We start from the raw sequence: 18,820 nt of genomic DNA on the forward strand, positions 1-18,820 counted from the left end.
CGGTGCGCCGCTGTGAAGCGGAGCACCGGTAGATACCTCTCATGACTATGCTCCCTGGACTCGAAGCCGCTAGCCTGCCGGCAGACGCTATTGAAGTCGGGCGGATTGCAGATGCGTGGGGTATCAAAGGCTGGTTCAAGGTCTTGCCTTACAGCGCAAACCCTGAGGCGTTGTTCGCCGCCCGCCAATGGTTTTTATTGCCGACTGAAAAAGGCCCACAGCCTTTTACCGGTGCTGCAAGCATCGCAGTCAAAGAATCCAAAGTGCACTCTGATTCCGTGGTCGCTTGCGTCCGGGGCATTGGCGACCGCACCGATGCCGAAGCCTTGAAAGGTTCGCGCATCTTTATTTCCCGTGCCGCATTTCCTGCCGCCGCTATCGATGAGTTTTACTGGGTCGATTTGATGGGACTGGAAGTCATCAACCGCGAGCAAGAGAGCTTGGGCACGGTCAAAGAGTTGCTGTCCACGGGGCCACAAACGGTGCTGGTCATTGAGTCGGTTCAAGACGGTAAACCCGTTGAACGCATGATCCCCTTTGTGTCAGCCTACGTCGACGATGTGAGTCTGCCGACCAAGACCATTCGCGTGGACTGGCAACTGGACTATTGAGGCGCCCGACGTGCGCTTCGATGTCATCACTCTATTTCCCGAGCTGTTCGCCCCGCTGTTGACGGCGGGTATTACCCGCCGGGCTTATGAAAGCGGCCTCGTCGAGGTGTGCTTGCACAACCCCCGGGATTTCGCGCAAGGCAATTACCGCCGCGCAGACGACAGGCCATTTGGTGGCGGTCCGGGCATGGTCATGATGGCCGAACCCTTGGAGGCCACACTCCTGCATATCCGGGCCCAGCGCTCGGATCAGGCGCCTGTGGTGCTGTTTTCTCCGATTGGCTCCCCGCTGAAGCACGAGGGTGTGGAGGCGTGGTCGCAGAGTTCGGGCGCTATTCTTCTCTGCGGGCGCTACGAAGGCATAGACCAGCGCTTTATTGACCGCTATGTCGACCAGCAAATCAGTTTGGGAGACTTCATATTGTCCGGTGGCGAGATTGCTGCCATGGCTTTGCTGGATGCAGTGGCACGTTTGCAGCCCGGTGTGCTCACGGATGCCCAAAGTCATCACCAAGACAGTTTTAACTCTGCTTTGGACGGCCTGCTGGATTGTCCGCATTACACACGCCCGGAAGTATGGTCAGGTGCCCCGGTGCCGGACGTGTTGCTATCAGGGCATCATGCCCGTATTGAAGCGTGGCGCCGTCAGCAGCGGCTGGAGCTTACGGCGAATCACAGGCCCGACATACTGGAACAAGCCCGCAACAAGGGTTTGATTACCAAGGCCGATGAGCGGCTTTTGCAGGCCAAAAACTGAACTTGCTATAATAGAGGGCTAACCGATCCTCTGCCCGGCCAGATAGCTAGCCCTCAGGCTTTGATATTGGCACCAATTCCGGTGCCGGCGCGAGCAAGATCACGAAGGAAACCATGAGCAACATCATTCAAGCGCTCGAGCAGGAAGAAATCGCCCGTCTCGGAAAAACAATCCCCGAATTCGCCCCCGGTGACACCGTCATCGTGAGCGTGAACGTGGTTGAAGGTACACGCAAGCGCGTGCAGGCTTACGAAGGCGTGGTTATCGCCAAGCGTAACCGTGGCCTGAACAGCGGCTTCATCGTGCGCAAGATCTCCAGCGGCGAAGGCGTGGAACGTACGTTCCAAACCTACTCCCCTCTGATCGCCAGCATCGAAGTCAAGCGCCGCGGCGACGTGCGCCGCGCCAAGCTGTACTACCTCCGTGACCGTAGCGGCAAGTCTGCACGTATCAAGGAAAAACTGCCAGCGAAGAAGACAGCAGCGTAATCTGCCGTCCGTCTTCATGAGAGCCGCCCCGGTGACAAGCTGTGGCGGCTTTTTTCTTGCCTGCGTTGTATGAGTTTAAAAGCCAAAACATTGCCATCATTTGATCCGCAGATGGTGCCTGTGGTGGGTGTCGACAGTCACCTGAAAGCTGTAGACGCAGAGGCGCTGACACCGCAAGCGCTGCGCCAGCATTTTCTACGTCAGCCCGAGTGGTCGCCGGAGCTGCGCGCTGAACATCAATTTTCAGAGCGGGTTCCGTCGCATGCATCGGTACTGATTCCGGTGATGATGAGGGCAGAGCCCACTGTGTTGTTGACGCAGCGTACGGCACATTTGTCGAGCCATTCCGGGCAAATTGCATTTCCCGGCGGAAAGGCGGATGCCTCCGACGCGGATGCGATCGCTACCGCTTTGCGCGAGGCGCACGAAGAGGTGGGCTTGGAGCCGCAGTTTGCCGACGTGTTGGGCATACTGCCGCACTACACCACAGGTAGTGCCTTTATCGTGACCCCTGTGATCGCCCTGATTTCACCGGAGGTTCGACTTTGCGCGAACCCGGACGAGGTGGCGCATATCTTCGAGGTGCCCTTGGCATTCCTAATGGATCCGGCCAACCACCGTCGTCATCAGGTGGAGTGGGATGGGGCCACCCGCGAATGGTTTTCGATGCCATTCCGAGATTCACAAGCCGAGTGGTTTATCTGGGGGGCAACGGCGGGCATGTTGCGCAACCTCTACCGCTTCCTTCGTGCTTGAAACCGCTTCGTGCTGGGTATGATTGCTCCATGAGTTTTATCTCCATATTGTTGGCACTCTTGCTGGAGCAAGCGAAGCCCTTACCTCAAGTCAACCCGGTGCACAACGCAGTGCGCAATTGGGTGCGCTGGGTGATCAAGAACTTCGATGCCGGTGCCTCCAAACATGCGTGGCTGGCGTGGAGTTTGGCAGCCGCGGGGCCTACGCTGATCGTCTTGGCGGTTCACTGGGCCTTGGTGTGGCAGTGGGGTTGGGCGGCCGCTGCGGTTTGGAATGTGCTGGTGTTGTATGCGACCCTCGGTTTCCGGCAATTCAGTCATCATTTCACCCAAATCCGCGATGCACTGTTGGCCGGCGACGAAGAGGCAGCGCGCGCTGCGTTGGCCCAATGGAAGCGCATTGACGCCAGCGAGTTGCCTCGTAGTGAAATCGTGCGACACGTCATTGAGCACTCGGTGTTGAGCGCGCACCGCCACGTCTTCGGTGTGTTCGTCTGGTACTCGATATTGGCGGCTCTGGGGCTAGGGCCGGCAGGTGCGGTGTTTTACCGGGTGAGCGAGTATCTGGCTTTGTTCGCCAAAAGAGCGCCCCGGCCGGAGCTGCCGCCGGTCAGCGACGCTGTCCGCGCCCAAGCCTTGCGTTGCTGGGAATTGGTGGATTGGCTGCCCGCACGCGTGACCGCACTGAGTTTTGCTTTTGTCGGCAGCTTTGAAGATGCGGTCGACAGTTGGCGCCGCCACGCTGGTGCACATCCGTTGGACAACGACGGGGTTGTCCTTGCCGCAACGGCCGGCGCTGTCAATGTGCGCTTGGGGGAGGAGGGCATCACCGAAGGCCTCACGCCGGAGCCTGCCCACCTGCGCGCGGTGGTCGGCTTGGTATGGCGCACCGTCGTGATGTGGATGGTTTTCCTGGCCCTGTTGTCGCTGGCGCGGTTGATCGGCTAGGCCGCTGTTGCCTGGCCGGCCATGCTGGCCGCCAGATTCAATAGCGGGTTTGCGACAGTTCTTCAAACAAATCGCTATAAATTTTGTAGCGATTTGCGGTGATTCCGCCTGGGCTGAAGGCCTCTTTGGTTTGTGAAAGCACGCCACAGCCCGGTTCGTGGAGATGGCTGCAGTTGTAGAACTTGCAGTTGCCTGCGTGGGCCTTGATGTCGGGCATCAGACCTGCTAAGTGCATCGGGTCAATGTGGTTCAGGCCGAACTCTTGAAATCCTGGCGAATCAATCACGGCAGTGGTTTTTGCAGCATCCACCCAATACAAGCTGGTACTGGTGGTGGTGTGCTTGCCCGAGTTCAAGGCGGTGGAAATCTCGTTGGTAAGCACGTCCGCGTCCGGCAGCAAGCGATTGATGAGCGTGCTTTTTCCGGAGCCTGAGGGGCCCAGCACCAGTGTCGTTTTTCCCTCCATGAGCTCCAGCAATACGCTGAGCTCCGTGGCGTCCAATCCCTCTGCTTTGGGCTTGAGCGCCAAGGGAACCAGGGTGTAGCCCATATCACGGTAAGTGGTGAGTCGATCCCACGCCCGCCCGAAAGGGCCCGCCAGATCACTTTTGTTCAGGGCAATGATGGGCTTGATGCGCTCCGCTTCCGCTGCAATTAGGGCCCGTGAGAGCTGGCTCTCGGAGAACTCGGGTTCGGCCGCTATCAGGATCAGCACCTGGTCCAGATTTGCTGCAAAAGACTTGGTGCGAATTTCGTCCTGACGGTAAAAAAGGTTGCGTCGTGGCAGCACCTTTTCAATCGTGCCCTCATCTTGGGTGGCTTGCCAGAGTACCTGGTCTCCCACCACTGTCACACTTTTTTTGCCACGCGGGTGGCAGATCAGTCGGCGTCCATCCGGTGTTTCTACCCAGACATGACGACCATGTCCGGCTACTACCAAGCCGGGTTCCAATCCGGGGCGGCTCAAGGGGTAACTTTCATGCGGAAGGGCCTGCAGGCGCATAAAGCGCATCCACGAGAGCCGCGCATTCAAAGTCAGAGCGAGAGACGCCCTGCACATCATGGGTGTTGAAGCGAACGCTGCAAGTGCTGTAGGTCAGCAAGAGCTCAGGGTGATGATCTTGCTGCTCCGCGAGGTAGGCGATGGCGTTAGCAAAGGCCATGGTTTTGAGGAAGTTCTCAAACTTGTAGGTCTTTTCAATGGCGAGATCTGCTCCATCACCATGCAACTTCCAGCCTTCGGTCTTGGCAAGACTTGCTATTATTTGTGTAGCGCTTAGCGCAGTTCTGACGGTGGCTGATTGCATTTTTATAGGTCTAAGCAGTGGTGGCTATTGGGTGAGCCTGTGGCATTCGGGCCAAACGCTCAGGCGCCGGTGGGTGCGAATAATAGAACTTCACGTACACAGGGTCTGGGGTGAGTGTCGACGCATTGTCCTTGTAGAGTTTGAGCAGCGCTGACGACAGTGCCGCGCCATTGGCGTGGGCTACGGCGAAAGCGTCGGCTTCAAACTCGTGCTTTCGGGATAGCTGCGCGAACAGGGGGCCGGTAAAGCTGCCCGCCAAGGGCAACACCATCATGAACAGCAACAGTGACAAAGCCTCATTGCCGCCTGCCATATTCGGGCCTACCCCGAGCCCGGTGTAGAACCAGGCCTGCTGGCTCACCCAGCCCAGCAGCGCGAAAGCGGCCAAGCTCAAGGCGAACAAGGACGCCATGCGCTTGCGGATGTGCCCGTGCTTGAAGTGCCCTAGTTCGTGTGCCAATACGGCGTCGACTTCATCTGGGCTGAGTTGGGCGAGCAGGGTGTCATAAAAAACGACCCGCTTGGAGGCCCCGAAACCGGTGAAATAGGCATTGGCGTGGGCGCTTCGCTTGCTACCGTCCATCACGTAAAACCCCTTGGAGGTAAACCCGCAGCGCGTCATCAGCGCGGCGACGCGGTCCTTGAGCGCGGCATCTTCGAGAGGCTTGAACTGGTTGAACAAAGGTGCAATCCATGTGGGGTAGACCCACATCATCAGCAGGCTGAACCCCATCCACAAGCTCCAGGTCCACAGCCACCAGAGCGTCCCGGTCGTCGCCATGACCCACAACGCGCCAGCTGCCAGCGGCAAGCCAATCAAGGCGCTGAAAGCTAGACCTTTGAGACCATCGATCAGCCACAGGCGCGGTGTCATGCGGTTAAAGCCAAAGCGCTGCTCCAAAACAAAAGTGCGGTAGAGCGAGAAGGGCAGGTCCACGACCGAGCCAATCACCGAAAAGCACACGAGCAATGCCAGTTGCTGCGGTAGGCTGCTTTCCACTGGGGCGCCAAACCACCCCAACAGGGCCTGATTCAATGCATGTAGCCCTCCGAGCAGCGTCCAGCCCAAGATCACCGCGGTGCCCCACGCCAATTCGAGCAGGCCCAATCTGGCTTGCGCCATGGTGTAGTCCGCCGCTTTTTGATGATCAGCCAGTGCAATATGGCTCGCGAATGCCAGCGGCACGGTATCCCGGTGTTGCGCAACGTGGCGCACTTGCCGCGTAGCGAGCCAGAATTTGAGCACTACGCTGGCTACTAGCGTGAGGGCAAACAGGGTCGTCATCCAAAGGGACGGTGTGAATTCAAACGCGGTGTCTTCCATGGCCGGAGAGTTTAGGTCATCGGCGACAATCTCCCCATGGACGAATCAAACACCCCCATCCCCGCCACGCTCACCAAATCCGACAAAAACCTGGTCTGGTTGGACTGTGAAATGACGGGTCTTGAGCCTGAACGCGACCGATTGTTGGAAATCGCGGTGATCGTCACGGACCCCCACCTCGGCCAGCGGGTAGAGGGGCCCGTGTTTGTGATTCATCAAGCGGACGCGCTGCTCAATGGCATGGATGCCTGGAACAAAGGTACCCACGGCAAAAGCGGCTTGATCGACAAAGTCAAGGCATCTACCGTCACCGAGGCAGAGGCAGAAGCGGCATTGATTGCTTTCTTGAGCCCTTATGTGCCTGCGGGCGCATCACCCATGTGCGGCAACTCGATCGGCCAGGACCGCCGCTTTCTAGTGAAGTACATGCCCAAACTGGAAGCGTTCTTTCACTACCGCAATGTGGACGTCAGCACACTCAAAGAACTGGCCAAACGCTGGAAGCCCGGGGTTGCCGAGTCTTTCAAAAAGCAGCAGAAGCACACCGCTTTGGCCGATGTCACTGAGTCCATCGAGGAGCTAGCACACTACCGTGAGCATTTTCTCAAACTAAATTAGGTATAAACCCGAATTCATGCCATAATCGAGGGCTTCGCAGGTAACGCCATGATGGCGGCTTGTGAGATTTGTACATCTCCCTTCATTCACCGGGCACGCTTTTCAAGCGACATACGCCCCCAGCACTGAGAAACCCCTTGGCGGGTCAGAGCAGGTTCCGTTTGATGGTTGATGTTTTTTAACCATTGACGGAGCAGCCGCACAACCTGCGGCGCTTTCGTGTGAGAAAAAATATGACTGACGCTTTTGAAGTGACAGGCGAATTCGCGCCTGCCGAAAACCTTTCCGTTTCCGCAACACCTGTGGAAACTTCCATTGAATCTGAGACTGTTGAAGCTGCGGCACCCGAGGCCCCTAACGGCTTCGTAGAGTTGGGCCTGGCCCCAGCCTTGGTGCAAGCCTGTAAAGACCTAGGCTACACCCAGCCTACGACCGTTCAGCAAAAAACCATTCCCATGGCCATGGCGGGTATCGGTAGCGAAAAGGCAGGCAAGTTCGTAGACCTGATGGTTTCCAGCCAGACCGGCTCCGGCAAAACTGCCGCATTCTTGCTGCCTGTGTTGCACACCCTGCTGACCCAGCAAGCCGAAGCGGAAGAGGCTGAGCGCGCTGAGTTTGAGAAGGCTTGTGCCGATGCGGCCGCCAAGGGCGAGCCTGCTCCCAAGCGCCCCAAGCGCAAGGATCCGACCAATGTCCGCAACTTCAAGGCCCCGACCCCCGGCGCTCTGATCGTTTGCCCTACCCGCGAACTGGCCCAGCAAGTAGCACACGACGCCATCGACCTGGTGCAGCACTGCCGTGGTCTGCGCGTTGCCAACATCGTGGGTGGCATGCCTTACCAGTTGCAAATTGCCAAGCTGCAAAACGCCAACCTGGTGGTGGCCACTCCCGGCCGTCTGTTGGATCTGCAACGTTCCATGCAAATCAAACTGGACCAAGTCCAGTTCCTGGTGGTGGACGAAGCCGACCGCATGTTGGATCTGGGCTTCTCCGATGACCTGGCTGAAATCAACCAGCTCACCATTGACCGCAAGCAGACCTTGATGTTCAGCGCGACCTTCGCGCCCCGCATTCAGCAATTGGCTGCCCGTGTGATGCGCGAACCCCAGCGCGTGACGATCGACAGCCCCCAGGAAAAGCACGCCAACATCAAGCAAGTGTTGTTCTGGGCTGACAACGCCCAGCACAAACGCAAGCTGCTGGACCATTGGCTGCGTGACACCACCATCAACCAAGCGGTGGTGTTTGCCAGCACCCAGATCGAGTGCGATGGCTTGGCCAACGACCTGCAGCAAGACGGCTTCTCCGCTGTGGCCCTGCACGGTGCCCTGAGCCAAGGCCTGCGTAACCGCCGCCTGATGGCTTTGCGCCAAGGTCAGGTGCAGATTCTGGTGGCTACCGATGTGGCTGCTCGCGGTATCGACGTGCCCACCATCACCCACGTGTTCAACTTCGGTTTGCCCATGAAGGCTGAAGACTACACCCACCGCATCGGCCGTACCGGTCGTGCAGGCCGAGACGGTATTGCCGTGACTTTTGCTGAGTTCCGCGACCGTCGCAAGATTTTTGACATCGAGGCTTACAGCCGTCAGCCCATCAAGCCAGAGACTATCCCCGGCTTGGAACCCCAGCAGCGCGCTCCCGAGTCGCGCCCCAGCTTCGGTGGCCGTGGCCGCGGTGGTGACTTCCAGCCTCGCGAACGCAAGTTCGGTGGCCCGCGTGAAGGCGGTTTCGGTGGCGGTCAGCGTGATGGTGCTCCCCGCGAAGGTGGTTTTGGCCAGCCACGTGGCTTTGGCGGACGCCCTGAAGGCGGCGGCAACCGTGGTTTCGGTGAAAACTCCCGTGACTTCGGCGGCGCTTCCCGTGAAGGCTTCAGCTACGAGCGCAAGGGCGGTTTCAACGACCGCTTCGCCGGTCAGGGCGCGCCCCGTGGCGATGCTCCCCGCGGTGATGCACGTCCTCCGCGTGGTGACTTCCAACCCCGTGGCGATTTCGGCGCACCTCGCGGTGACTTTGGTGCCCCGCGTGGCGACTTCGCAGCCCGCAAGCCTGCTGGCTTTGCCAAGCCTGGTAACGGCGGCAAAGTTTTCGTGCCCCGCGATGCCAAGAAGCGTCCCGCACGCAACTTCGACTAATCTGCCATGCGGTAGATAATAAAAAGCCCCGCGGCGCGAGCCGGCGGGGCTTTTTTACGTCTGCAGTTGTCGTCCGCGCAGACCGAAGCCTGCTTTGCGTTAGGCCATCCCGTTGCGGCTGGCCAGCTCCACAAACAGCCCGGCGTGGTCCAAGTCCGAGAGGCCGTGCTCGATGCCTTCGGCATACAGCTTTTCAAACAAGGTCGTAATTGGCGCATCAAAGCCGACCTCAGAGGCCGTGGCCAAGGCGTTGCGCAGGTCCTTGATTTGCACCGTCATGCGGGCGCGGGGCGCAAAGTCGCGGTCCACCATGCGCTGGCCGTGGACCTGCAGGATGCGGCTGTCCGCAAAGCCACCGGTGATGGCTTCCTTCACCTTGCCCATATTCGCGCCGCCGCGTTCACAGAGCAGCAGGGCTTCTGCCACGATGCCGATGGTGGCGCCCACGATCATCTGGTTGGCCAGCTTGGTGAGTTGGCCGGAGCCAATCGGCCCCACATGGGTGGGGCGTCCGAAGATTTTGAGCACCGGCATGGCCCGCTCGAAGTTGGCGGCTTTGCCACCGGCCATGATGGCCAGCGTGCCTTGCTCGGCCCCCAGTGTGCCGCCGGAGACGGGGGCATCCAGGTAGTCCACCCCGCGTTCGCTGAGGCGGGCGGCATGGTCGCGGGCTTCTACGGGTTTGATGGACGACATGTCCACCAGCAGCGTGCCCTGCGGAATAGCGTCTGCCGCGCCCAATTCAAACAGCACATGGCTGACGATACCGCCGTGGTCCAGCATGGTGATAACCATGTCTGCGTCAGACACGGCATGTGCGGCTGTGGGGTGAACGATGGCGCCGAAGACGATGAGGCGTTCCGCTTTGGCGGGGGTACGGTTCCAGACGTGGACTGTGTGGCCGGCTTCACAAAGGCGGCGCCCCATGGGGAACCCCATGAGTCCGATGCCGAGAAGTGCTATTTTCATGGTGTCAGTGTGCTCCTGCACCTGAGAATAGCGCCGCCCCGCGAGGGGGGGAGAGGGTTTGTACCGTGAAGGCTGTCGAGGTGCTGACAGCCTTCACGGCAGGGGCTTACATCAGCAGGTGTTCGCCCGCGTTGTCGCCGCCGAGGGTCACGTAGTTCACCTTGCGGATGTCCATGAGCTTCTTGCCACCGGCATAGCTGATGGAGCTTTGTACGTCCTGCTCCATTTCAATCAGCGTGTCGGCCAGCTTGCCCTTGATCGGCTCCAGGATGCGCTTGCCTTCGACGTGCTTGTATTCGCCCTTGTTGAAGTCGCTGGCGGAGCCGTAGTACTCCTTGAACATGGCGCCATCGACTTCCACCGTTTTGCCGGGCGACTCTTCGTGACCAGCAAATAGCGAACCGATCATGACCATGCTCGCGCCGAAGCGGATGCTCTTGGCAATGTCGCCATGGCTGCGGATGCCGCCGTCGGCAATGATGGGCTTCGTCGCCACACGGGCACACCACTTGAGCGCGCTGAGCTGCCATCCGCCAGTGCCAAAACCAGTCTTGAGCTTGGTGATACACACCTTGCCCGGGCCTACACCCACCTTGGTCGCATCGGCGCCCCAGTTTTCCAGGTCGATCACCGCCTCGGGTGTGGCCACGTTGCCGGCGATCACAAAGCTGCCGGGAAGGTGCTTTTTCAGATAGATGATCATGTCGCGCACGCTGTCGGCATGGCCATGGGCAATGTCGATGGTGATGTACTCGGGTGTCAGGCCCAGGGCGACCAACTGGTCCACGGTGGCGTAGTCCGGCTTCTTCACACCCAGCGAGATGGAGGCAAACAGGTCCTTGGCATGCATCTCCTGCACAAACTTGACGTTGTCCAGGTCAAAGCGGTGCATTACGTAAAAGTAGCCATTACGCGCCAGCCATTCGCAGATGGATTCGTCCACTACGGTTTTCATGTTGGCGGGTACTACCGGCAGGCGGAATTTGCGGCTGCCCAGCTCGACGCCGGCATCGCATTCAGAACGGCTCTCCACCCGGCATTTGCGAGGCAGCAAGAGGATGTTGTCGTAGTCAAAAATTTCCATGGTCCAAGCTCCTATCCAAAGTTTCAATACAAAACACTGAGCGCTTGGACTGGCACCGGCCATAAAAAACCGGGTGCCAATCGCTTGGGCCCGGTGCTTGATTGTAGAAAGGTTGCGGCCGGCCCGGTATATGAATTTGCTTATGGCGGCCAAAACGTAGTGCGCAGGGGAATCGCCGGCCGTGCAGTTGGGGAGCCGTGGTCTTTCTACAATCGGTGTATGCATTCTTTCGCCGCCGCTGGCACCACTCCCCCCCTGTTACACAACCTGAACCCTGAGCAGCTGGCCGCTGTCACGCTGCCCGCCGAGCACGCGCTCATTCTAGCGGGGGCGGGGTCCGGCAAAACGCGGGTGCTGACCACGCGCATTGCTTGGCTGTTGCAAAACGGCTATGTCTCACCCGGCGGTATCTTGGCGGTCACCTTTACCAACAAGGCGGCCAAGGAGATGAAGACACGTCTTTCCGCCATATTGCCAGTGAATGTGAGCAGCATGTGGATAGGCACCTTCCACGGCCTGTGCAACCGGTTTTTGCGCGCGCATTACAAAAACGCTGGCCTGCCGCAGGCCTTTCAGATTCTGGATACGCAAGATCAGCTCTCCGCCCTCAAGCGACTGTGCAAGCAGTACAACATCGACACCGAGCGCTTTCCGCCCAAGCAGTTGGGCTGGTTTATCGGTAACTGCAAGGAAGAAGGCCTGCGCCCCAAGGACGTGGTGGCCAGCGACCCGGACACCCGCAAGAAGATTGAGGTCTACCAGCTCTACGAAGACCAGTGTCAGCGCGAAGGCGTGGTGGACTTTGGCGAGCTGATGCTGCGCTCTTATGAGCTGCTGCGCGACAACGCGCCCATCCGGCAGCACTACCAGCGGCGCTTCCGCCACATCTTGATCGACGAGTTTCAGGACACCAACAAGCTGCAATACGCCTGGATCAAGATGATTGCCGGCGTAGGGCAGGGCGGCAGTGATGGCGGTTCGGTGCTGGCGGTGGGCGATGACGACCAGAGCATTTACGCCTTCCGCGGCGCGCGCGTAGGCAACATGACCGACTTTGTGCGCGAGTTCGCGGTGCGCCAGCAGATCAAGCTGGAGCAAAACTACCGCAGCTACAGCAACATCCTGGACAGCGCCAACGCGCTCATCAGCAACAACAGCCGCCGCCTGGGCAAAAACCTGCGCACAGAGCAGGGTGCGGGCGAGCCGGTGCGGGTGTATGAGGCCCCCAGCGACTTTGCCGAGGCGCAATGGATGGTGGACGAGATGAAGCAACTCATCCGAGACGATGTGCCGCGCTCGGAGATTGCCGTGCTCTACCGCAGCAACGCGCAAAGCCGCGTGATTGAAACCGGGCTGTTTAATGCCGGCATTCCCTACCGTGTGTATGGCGGCCTGCGCTTCTTCGAGCGGGCGGAAATCAAGCACGCGCTGGCCTACCTGCGCCTTCTGGAGAATCCCAACGACGACACCAGCTTTCTGCGGGTGGTGAACTTCCCTGCGCGTGGCATCGGTGCGCGCAGCATCGAGCAGTTGCAGGACTTGGCCCGCGCCACGGGCTGCTCGCTGCACGACGCGGTGAGCACACTCACAGGCCGCCCTGGCGCCGTGATTGCAGGCTTTGTGGCCAAGCTCGACGTCATGCGCGAGCAGACCGCCGACCTGAACCTTAAAGACATCATCAAGCTCATGCTGGAGCACAGCGGCCTGCTCGAGCACTACCGCAACGAGCGCGAAGGCGAAGACCGCGTTGAGAACTTGGACGAATTGGTCAACGCCGCCGAAAGCTTTGTCATGCAAGAAGGCTTCGGCCGCGAGGCCCCCGGTATGGCTCCGCTGGTCAGCAGCCCCGAGGCCTTGCTCAGCCAGAGCCCGGCCAGTCAGGGCCTGTCGGGCGACCTGCTGGCCGCGCCTGTGGATGCTGTTCTGGAAGACACCGGCGAGACTCTGTCTCCCCTGCAGGCTTTCTTGACTCACGCGGCGTTGGAAGCAGGCGACAACATGGCCGCGGCTGGGCAGGACGCCATCCAGCTCATGACCGTGCACTCCAGCAAAGGTCTTGAGTTTGACTGCGTGTTCATCACCGGCATGGAGGAGGGCTTGTTCCCCCACGAAAACTCCATGAGCGACCACGACGGTCTGGAGGAAGAGCGCCGCCTTGCCTACGTGGCCATCACTCGTGCGCGCAAGCGCCTGTACCTTAGCCATTCGCAAACCCGCATGCTGCACGGGCAGACGCGCTTCAACCTCAAGAGCCGCTTTTTTGACGAGTTGCCCGAGGAATGCCTGAAGTACCTCACGCCCAAGCAGCAGGCCATGCCAGCAGGTGGGGGCATGGGCGGCGGCTTCGGCGGGGGTGGCTATGGCGGTGGTTCCGGCAACAACTGGGGTGGCGGAGGCTATGCTACAAATTCAGGAGCTGCTCACGCGTACTCCACGGGCGCTGGAAGCACATTTGGCTCGTATTCAGCCCCGCAAAAAGAGGTGGTGCGCAAAGAGGAGCCCACCGGTCTGCGCAAGGGGCAAAAAGTGTTTCATGCCAAGTTCGGCGAGGGCACGGTGCTCACGCTGGAGGGAGCGGGCGACGATGCGCGAGCGCAAATCAACTTCCCCCGCCACGGTACCAAATGGCTGGCGCTGAGTGTGGCCAAACTCACGCCGGTACCTTGACTTTCTGGAAAACTCGATGAGCCTGGACATTGCGGACACCCCACCAGCGCCGTACTACGCCGTCATCTTCACCAGCCTGCGCACCGCTGTCGATGAGGGCTATGGCGACATGGCTGAGAAGATGGTGGTGCTCGCCGCTCAACAGCCCGGTTTTCTGGGCATGGAGTCTGCGCGTGACGGGCTAGGCATCACTGTGTCGTACTGGAAGGATCTAGAGTCGATCCGCGCCTGGAAGGCACATGCCGAGCACCAAGTGGCCCAGCAACTGGGCCACGAAAAGTGGTACGCAGCCTTCGAGACTCGCATTGCCAAGGTCGAGCGAGATTACGCTCTCTAATTTGTACCAAATAGGGCTATAGCCCCTCGCTCTTATTGCGCTAGTAGCTATCAAAAAAATAGCGACCTGCATTGCTGCAGGCCGCTATGTAGTGTTCGTGCGGCTTTATGCCGCACGGGACGCCGGTGCTGCTTAGGTACCGATCACGCCGCCATCTTTCTTGGTGATCACGATAGTGGCAGAGCGGGGGCGCTTGCCTGCCCCGTAGCCGGCGTTGGCAGGCCACTGGCTGGTGTACTTAGCAGGGTTGTTCACATCGGCCATCTTCGAGCTTTCGCCCGGGTGCTGAATGTTGATGAACATGGCCTTGCCGTCTGGTGTTTCACACAAGCCTGTGATTTCGCAGTCCACCGGGCCGACCAAAAAGCGCTTGAGGATGTCGGGCGACTGGGACTTGCCCATGTAGGTGTCCACACGTTTTTCGCTACCGTCCGCACGCTTGTAGCTGAGCGACTTTTTGCTGCCATCGCCCAATTTGCCGGGAATGGCGGCGAGCATCATGCAGTTGGTCTTGTCGGTGTAGGCACCGTCATCGGTCTGGATCCAGCACAGGCCGGTTACATCGCTAAACACCAGGCCGTCCGGGGCCGACATGTCGTTCTCGTCGGTCAGGTTGGACAGGTTCACCTTGGACTTGTCGGCATCAGCTTCGGAGGCAAACAGGTAGATGTCCCACTTGAACGCGGTGTCGGCCGGGTTGGCCTGCGCCACACGGATGATGTGGCCGTGCACATTGCCCTTGTTCTCTTTGCTGCCTTTCATGTCGCTGTAAACGCGGGGGTTGGCCGCATCGGCACCCATGTCGCCGTCTACCGTGCGGTTGCTGTTGTTGGTCAGCGTCATGTAAAACTCGCCGGTGCGTGGGTTGATGCCACCCCACTCAGGGCGGTCCATCTTGGTTGCGCTAACAGCATCGGCAGCCAGGCGGGTGAAGATAGCCACGTCAGCGTCGGACTTGAATTCGAAGTCGGGGTTGGCGGCAACGATAGGATTGTTCATCGACAACTCAATCCAGGTTCCAGTGCCATCGTCCTTGAAGCTTGCGACAAACAAAGTGCCCTTGTCGAGGTATTTGTCGCCTACAGCGATGCGATTGCTGGCGTTAGCGTCAGCGGCGTCCCACTTGGCTGCGGACACAAACTTGTACATGTATTCGCCGCGGGAATCGTCACCCATGTAGGCCACGATAGGTTGGCCAGCCACAGCCCTGGCAAAGCTCACACTCTCGTGGGCAAAACGGCCCAGACCGGTACGCTTGCGCACGGGTTGGCTGCCATCGTAGGCGTCCATTTCCACCACAAAACCGAATGTGTTCATTTCGTTGCGGTAGTCGGCGCGAGCGTTGGTGGCCAATGCACCGTTGTTCCAGCGCACGTACTGTTCTGCGCTGCCTGCACTTTCCCAGCCGTGGCGGCTGGCAGCGCCCGCCTTGCGGCCATAACGCACCAAGCCTGCCACTTGTTTGTCCTTCTTGCCACGACGGTCATCGTCTTTGGCATCGCGGTGGAAGTAACCGAACCAGTTTTCTTCACCGGACACAAACGTACCCCATGGGGTCTTGCCGGTACCGCAGTTGTTCAGCGTCCCGCGGGCACGGGTGGCGTCGGGGCTGAATTTGGTGACCAGGTGCTCGCTGCCTTTGGCTGGGCCGCTAATCAGCACCTCGGTCATGGCAGTCACACGGCGGTTGTAGTTGGACGCCGCTTTGTAAGCCCATTGGCCGTTTTGCGCGGCCACTTCCACGACAGACAGCCCGTGGATCGCAAGTTCTTTGTCCACTTCAGAGGCAGGGCGGGGCAGGGTAGCCGTGCCACCGTTGGCATGGATGAAGAAAGAAGTGAGTTTTTCGTCCGTGGTGGCTTCGTGGTTGACGGCCAACAGGCCGCGGCTGATGCCGTTGGCAGATGGTTTGCCGTTGGCATCCAAGCCAAAGTACTCCATGCCGTCGTGGTGGTCACCGGCGCGGTTGTCCCAGTCGGTGTCGGTGCCGTCGTTCTTGAAAGCTGCAGTGCTGCCCTTGAGCGGGTCACCCAAGGCGTAAATCACTTGCACGTTGTACCCAGCAGGTACCACCACTTTGTCTGCCAGGCTCTTCGCTACAGCAGTGAAGCCCAGCGTGTTCAGGGGGGCAGACATGGCGGCGGCTGCGCCTGCACCGGTCGATGCTGTGGCGCAGCCGGTCAGCGCGCCAGCGCCGAAAAGCGAGGTGGCTGCTACGCCCATGCCGCCCAGCAGCAGGCCGCGGCGGTTCAGGCGGGCCGACATGATCTGGTCGATATGCGGGTTCGCGGTGGTGTTGGAGTCTTCGTTGTTGAAAATGTCGCTGGAGGAGCGGGTGTTGTCGGTCATGCTAGGTGCCTCAAGTTAAATTAGCTCCGTTAATGTGCGACGTTGATGTTTCAGCTTTGTGACACATCCACCTGTGCTCGGGTATTCCAAAATGGCTACATTGAAACTCCCCTTTCTGTTGGAGCACTCATGAAAAAGTTGTTGTTGGCAATGCTGTTGGTTAGCGGCTTCGCACAAGCCGCAGACACCCCTGTGATGAACGTACCCACAGTCAATCAGCGCATGAAAGCGGCGCGGGATGCTATTGCCAAATCGGATTGGCGGACCGCCAAGTTCGAAACCCAAAACGTGGTGTCAGAAGAGCCCGGTAACGCGGATGCTCATAACTTGCTGGCGTTTTCGTACCGCAAGCAGGACAAGCCATACCTTGCCAAGGCCTTTGAGCACTACAAGATCGCGCTCAAGCTCAATCCCCAGCACAAGGGCGCCCATGAGTACATCGGAGAGGCCTACTTGATGGACCGCAAACCCGCGCAGGCTGCGCAGCATTTGGCCGATCTTGAAAAGATCTGTGGCAATCGCTCATGCGAGGAGTACCAAGACTTGGAGAAAGCCATCGCGGCTTATCGCAAGGCCAACCCTTGAGCCTTAGGTCCGGCCGGGAGGCCTGGCCCCCTTGCCGTGTTGCCCCCTTGTGGGTGAGAGGGCGCTACAAATACGACTCAGGCCCCGGGTTCCGGCTCAGTCGTAGCGGGCGCCTCAAAGCAATCCCGGAACGTGAAGTAAAACGAAGTGAAAAACATGGTCGCCAAGGCGAGGCCAGCCGGGAACATGATTGCGTTGATAAGGGCGGGGCTACCTAGCAAACTCACCAAAATCGCCACGCCCATGGCGACCCCAAGAAACGCGGCCATCCAAACCAAGCCGAAGACCGTAAAAGCCCAGAAGTTTCGCAAGCAAGCAACGGCGCTGAAAAACAGGCTCTTCATGGGGGTGATGCCATGCCAATGCACCAACGCCGGCGCATGCCAAAACAGCAGGGACAAGGGCAGATACAGCACCATCGCCACCAAGGCGGCAGACTGAAAATCGCCTTGGAGCACAACCTCGGGAGACAGCTCACCGCCCAGCAGATACACGCGGGCAAATTGCCCGCCGTCCACCGTGGCAGAAATGCCCATGACCAATATAAAACCCACGGCATAGAGCACGCCCAGCACCACCATCGAGCGCAGCCGGTCTTTGCCGGAGCGAAAGCCAGCGATCAGCACTTGGGGCATCGGGAATTGCCCTTGCTCCGCGATCTGCGTAGCTGCCATGAGCCCCAGGGTAGCTGCCGGTAACAGGGCCAGCGCCAAAGGTGTTCCGATCACCGGCAACAGGCTCAAGAGCGATACCGCCGCCATGAACATAAAAAACAGGCCGGTGAACGCCAGTGGCTGGCGCAAAAAGGTGCGCGCCCCTTGCTTGAACCACAGGATACCTTGGCGGGGAGGGACGATCTGGAGTTTCATGCGGTGTGCGGCTCTGGATTCATTAAAGTGGACAGCGTGAGGGGTGCCGCAATACGTTGCTTCAGCACCCGCTCAAAGTGGGTCGGGTCGTGGGGTTTGAGCATCGAGGCCTCGCGCGGCAGGTACCAATCCCACAGGCGCGAGAGCCAGAAGCGCAGTGCGCCGGCCCGCAACATTGCGGGGAACAGTTCGCGCTCTTGGGGTGTCAAGGGGCGCACGCTTTCGTAGGCTTGGACAAAAGCGCGGCTGCGCTCCAGATCGGCGACTCCGGTGGGCAGGTCTATGCACCAGTCGTTGAGGCACACCGCCAAATCGAACAGCCAGGCATCGGTGCCGGCAAAGTAAAAGTCAAAGAAACCGCTGAGGCGGGGTTCGCCATTCACCTTGTCAAACATCACGTTGTCGCGGAACAAGTCTGCGTGGATAGCGCCACGCGGCAGGGCGGTGTAGGCGCTCTGTGCGGCTACATGGTTCTGGTAAGCCAGCTCACTCTGGATCAGCGCAGCTAGGGGCGCTTCAAGGTGTGGCAGCACCACTGGTACCGTCTCATTCCACCAGGCAAGCGCCCGCAGATTGGGCTGTTGCATGCCAAAGTCGCGGCCCGCGAGGTGCATGCGTGCGAGCATGGCGCCCACTTGCTGGCAGTGGTCAACACCCGGGGCAAGTTCACTTTTGCCTTTAAGGCGGTTCACCACGGCGGCAGGTTTGCCGTTCAGGCTGTGCAACACATCGCCATCGCGGTTGGCTGCAGGGTCCGGCACGGGGATGCCATGAAACGCCAGGTGCTTCATCAGCCGCAGATAAAACGGCAACTGCTGCGCCGTCAGCCGCTCGAACAGGGTCAGCACATAGGGCGCCTGGTCGGTGGTGACGAAATAGTTGGTGTTCTCAATGCCACCGGAGCAGCCCTCCATGGTTTGGAGAGTGCCCAATTGCAGGGAGGAAAGGAAAGTGCTGGCCTCGGCTAGCGAGACCTCTGTGTAAACCGCCATGGCGCAATTGTAGGGTGGCGGGGCA

At 59.5% G+C, this 18,820-nt stretch carries 18 protein-coding genes; 10 read left to right on the forward strand and 8 right to left on the reverse strand.

What is annotated here, in order from left to right:
- Positions 1 to 41 precede the first annotated feature (41 nt).
- The 5 genes from rimM (at position 42) to U5L73_RS07900 (ending at position 3,559) form a co-directional block, all read left to right on the forward strand.
- On the forward strand, positions 42 to 611 hold the full coding sequence (gene rimM / locus U5L73_RS07880; RefSeq protein ID WP_322561819.1) for a ribosome maturation factor RimM: 570 nt from the start codon (positions 42 to 44) through the stop codon (positions 609 to 611).
- Between the two features lie 10 nt (positions 612 to 621).
- A complete protein-coding gene (gene trmD / locus U5L73_RS07885) occupies positions 622 to 1,368 on the forward strand; it encodes a tRNA (guanosine(37)-N1)-methyltransferase TrmD (RefSeq protein ID WP_322561820.1) in 747 nt (248 codons plus the stop codon).
- A 113-nt stretch (positions 1,369 to 1,481) separates the two neighbouring features.
- Entirely contained in the window at positions 1,482 to 1,856 is a 375-nt protein-coding gene (gene rplS / locus U5L73_RS07890; RefSeq protein WP_296508876.1) for a 50S ribosomal protein L19, read from the forward strand.
- Positions 1,857 to 1,925: 69 nt separating this feature from the next.
- On the forward strand, positions 1,926 to 2,612 hold the full coding sequence (locus U5L73_RS07895) for a CoA pyrophosphatase (protein ID WP_322561821.1): 687 nt from the start codon (positions 1,926 to 1,928) through the stop codon (positions 2,610 to 2,612).
- A gap of 29 nt (positions 2,613 to 2,641) precedes the next feature.
- The gene (locus U5L73_RS07900) at positions 2,642 to 3,559 is read left to right on the forward strand and encodes a cobalamin biosynthesis protein (protein ID WP_322561822.1); all 918 of its coding nucleotides are present in this window, start codon (positions 2,642 to 2,644) and stop codon (positions 3,557 to 3,559) included.
- A gap of 37 nt (positions 3,560 to 3,596) precedes the next feature.
- Here U5L73_RS07900 and rsgA read toward each other — a convergent pair whose 3' ends face one another.
- The 3 genes from rsgA to U5L73_RS07915 are packed head-to-tail and all read right to left on the reverse strand — an operon-like array spanning position 3,597 to position 6,190.
- Positions 3,597 to 4,562 carry a ribosome small subunit-dependent GTPase A gene (rsgA, locus tag U5L73_RS07905; protein ID WP_416221270.1) on the reverse strand — a complete coding sequence of 322 codons (966 nt, stop codon included), beginning with the start codon at positions 4,560 to 4,562 and terminating at the stop codon, positions 3,597 to 3,599.
- A complete protein-coding gene (locus U5L73_RS07910) occupies positions 4,537 to 4,866 on the reverse strand; it encodes a 4a-hydroxytetrahydrobiopterin dehydratase (protein ID WP_322561824.1) in 330 nt (109 codons plus the stop codon). Before U5L73_RS07910 ends, rsgA begins: the two co-directional genes overlap by 26 nt.
- A 10-nt stretch (positions 4,867 to 4,876) precedes the next feature.
- Positions 4,877 to 6,190 (reverse strand): M48 family metallopeptidase, encoded by a 1,314-nt coding sequence (locus U5L73_RS07915; protein ID WP_322561825.1) that lies wholly within the window; start codon positions 6,188 to 6,190, stop codon positions 4,877 to 4,879.
- A 36-nt stretch (positions 6,191 to 6,226) separates the two neighbouring features.
- Between U5L73_RS07915 and orn the strand changes: the two genes are divergently transcribed.
- Both orn and U5L73_RS07925 read left to right on the forward strand, forming a co-directional pair.
- Positions 6,227 to 6,808 (forward strand): oligoribonuclease, encoded by a 582-nt coding sequence (orn, locus tag U5L73_RS07920; protein WP_322561826.1) that lies wholly within the window; start codon positions 6,227 to 6,229, stop codon positions 6,806 to 6,808.
- A 233-nt stretch (positions 6,809 to 7,041) separates the two neighbouring features.
- On the forward strand, positions 7,042 to 8,943 hold the full coding sequence (locus U5L73_RS07925) for a DEAD/DEAH box helicase (RefSeq protein ID WP_322561827.1): 1,902 nt from the start codon (positions 7,042 to 7,044) through the stop codon (positions 8,941 to 8,943).
- 99 nt (positions 8,944 to 9,042) lie between these two features.
- Here the strand turns inward: U5L73_RS07925 and U5L73_RS07930 are convergent, their stop codons facing one another.
- Positions 9,043 to 9,912: an NAD(P)-dependent oxidoreductase gene (locus U5L73_RS07930; protein ID WP_322561828.1), complete on the reverse strand. Its 870-nt coding sequence runs from the start codon at positions 9,910 to 9,912 to the stop codon at positions 9,043 to 9,045.
- Positions 9,913 to 10,018: 106 nt separating this feature from the next.
- A complete protein-coding gene (locus tag U5L73_RS07935; protein ID WP_087496927.1) occupies positions 10,019 to 10,996 on the reverse strand; it encodes a GMP reductase in 978 nt (325 codons plus the stop codon).
- Positions 10,997 to 11,215: 219 nt separating this feature from the next.
- On the opposite strand from U5L73_RS07935, the gene U5L73_RS07940 reads away from it, so the two are divergent.
- Positions 11,216 to 13,663 carry a UvrD-helicase domain-containing protein gene (locus tag U5L73_RS07940; protein WP_322561829.1) on the forward strand — a complete coding sequence of 816 codons (2,448 nt, stop codon included), beginning with the start codon at positions 11,216 to 11,218 and terminating at the stop codon, positions 13,661 to 13,663.
- A gap of 16 nt (positions 13,664 to 13,679) precedes the next feature.
- Positions 13,680 to 14,000: an antibiotic biosynthesis monooxygenase gene (locus U5L73_RS07945; protein ID WP_322561830.1), complete on the forward strand. Its 321-nt coding sequence runs from the start codon at positions 13,680 to 13,682 to the stop codon at positions 13,998 to 14,000.
- 132 nt (positions 14,001 to 14,132) lie between these two features.
- Here U5L73_RS07945 and U5L73_RS07950 read toward each other — a convergent pair whose 3' ends face one another.
- Positions 14,133 to 16,349, reverse strand: a complete 2,217-nt coding sequence (locus U5L73_RS07950; RefSeq protein ID WP_322561831.1) for a PhoX family phosphatase — start codon at positions 16,347 to 16,349, stop codon at positions 14,133 to 14,135.
- 129 nt (positions 16,350 to 16,478) lie between these two features.
- Between U5L73_RS07950 and U5L73_RS07955 the strand changes: the two genes are divergently transcribed.
- Positions 16,479 to 16,934, forward strand: a complete 456-nt coding sequence (locus tag U5L73_RS07955) for a hypothetical protein (RefSeq protein WP_322561832.1) — start codon at positions 16,479 to 16,481, stop codon at positions 16,932 to 16,934.
- 77 nt (positions 16,935 to 17,011) lie between these two features.
- Here the strand turns inward: U5L73_RS07955 and U5L73_RS07960 are convergent, their stop codons facing one another.
- On the reverse strand, positions 17,012 to 17,803 hold the full coding sequence (locus U5L73_RS07960) for a BPSS1780 family membrane protein (RefSeq protein ID WP_322561833.1): 792 nt from the start codon (positions 17,801 to 17,803) through the stop codon (positions 17,012 to 17,014).
- On the reverse strand, positions 17,800 to 18,795 hold the full coding sequence (locus U5L73_RS07965; protein WP_322561834.1) for a homoserine kinase: 996 nt from the start codon (positions 18,793 to 18,795) through the stop codon (positions 17,800 to 17,802). Before U5L73_RS07965 ends, U5L73_RS07960 begins: the two co-directional genes overlap by 4 nt.
- Positions 18,796 to 18,820 lie beyond the last annotated feature (25 nt).

Origin of the sequence: Rhodoferax sp. (genome assembly GCF_034520025.1) — a bacterium.
Classification (GTDB): domain Bacteria; phylum Pseudomonadota; class Gammaproteobacteria; order Burkholderiales; family Burkholderiaceae_C; genus Allorhodoferax.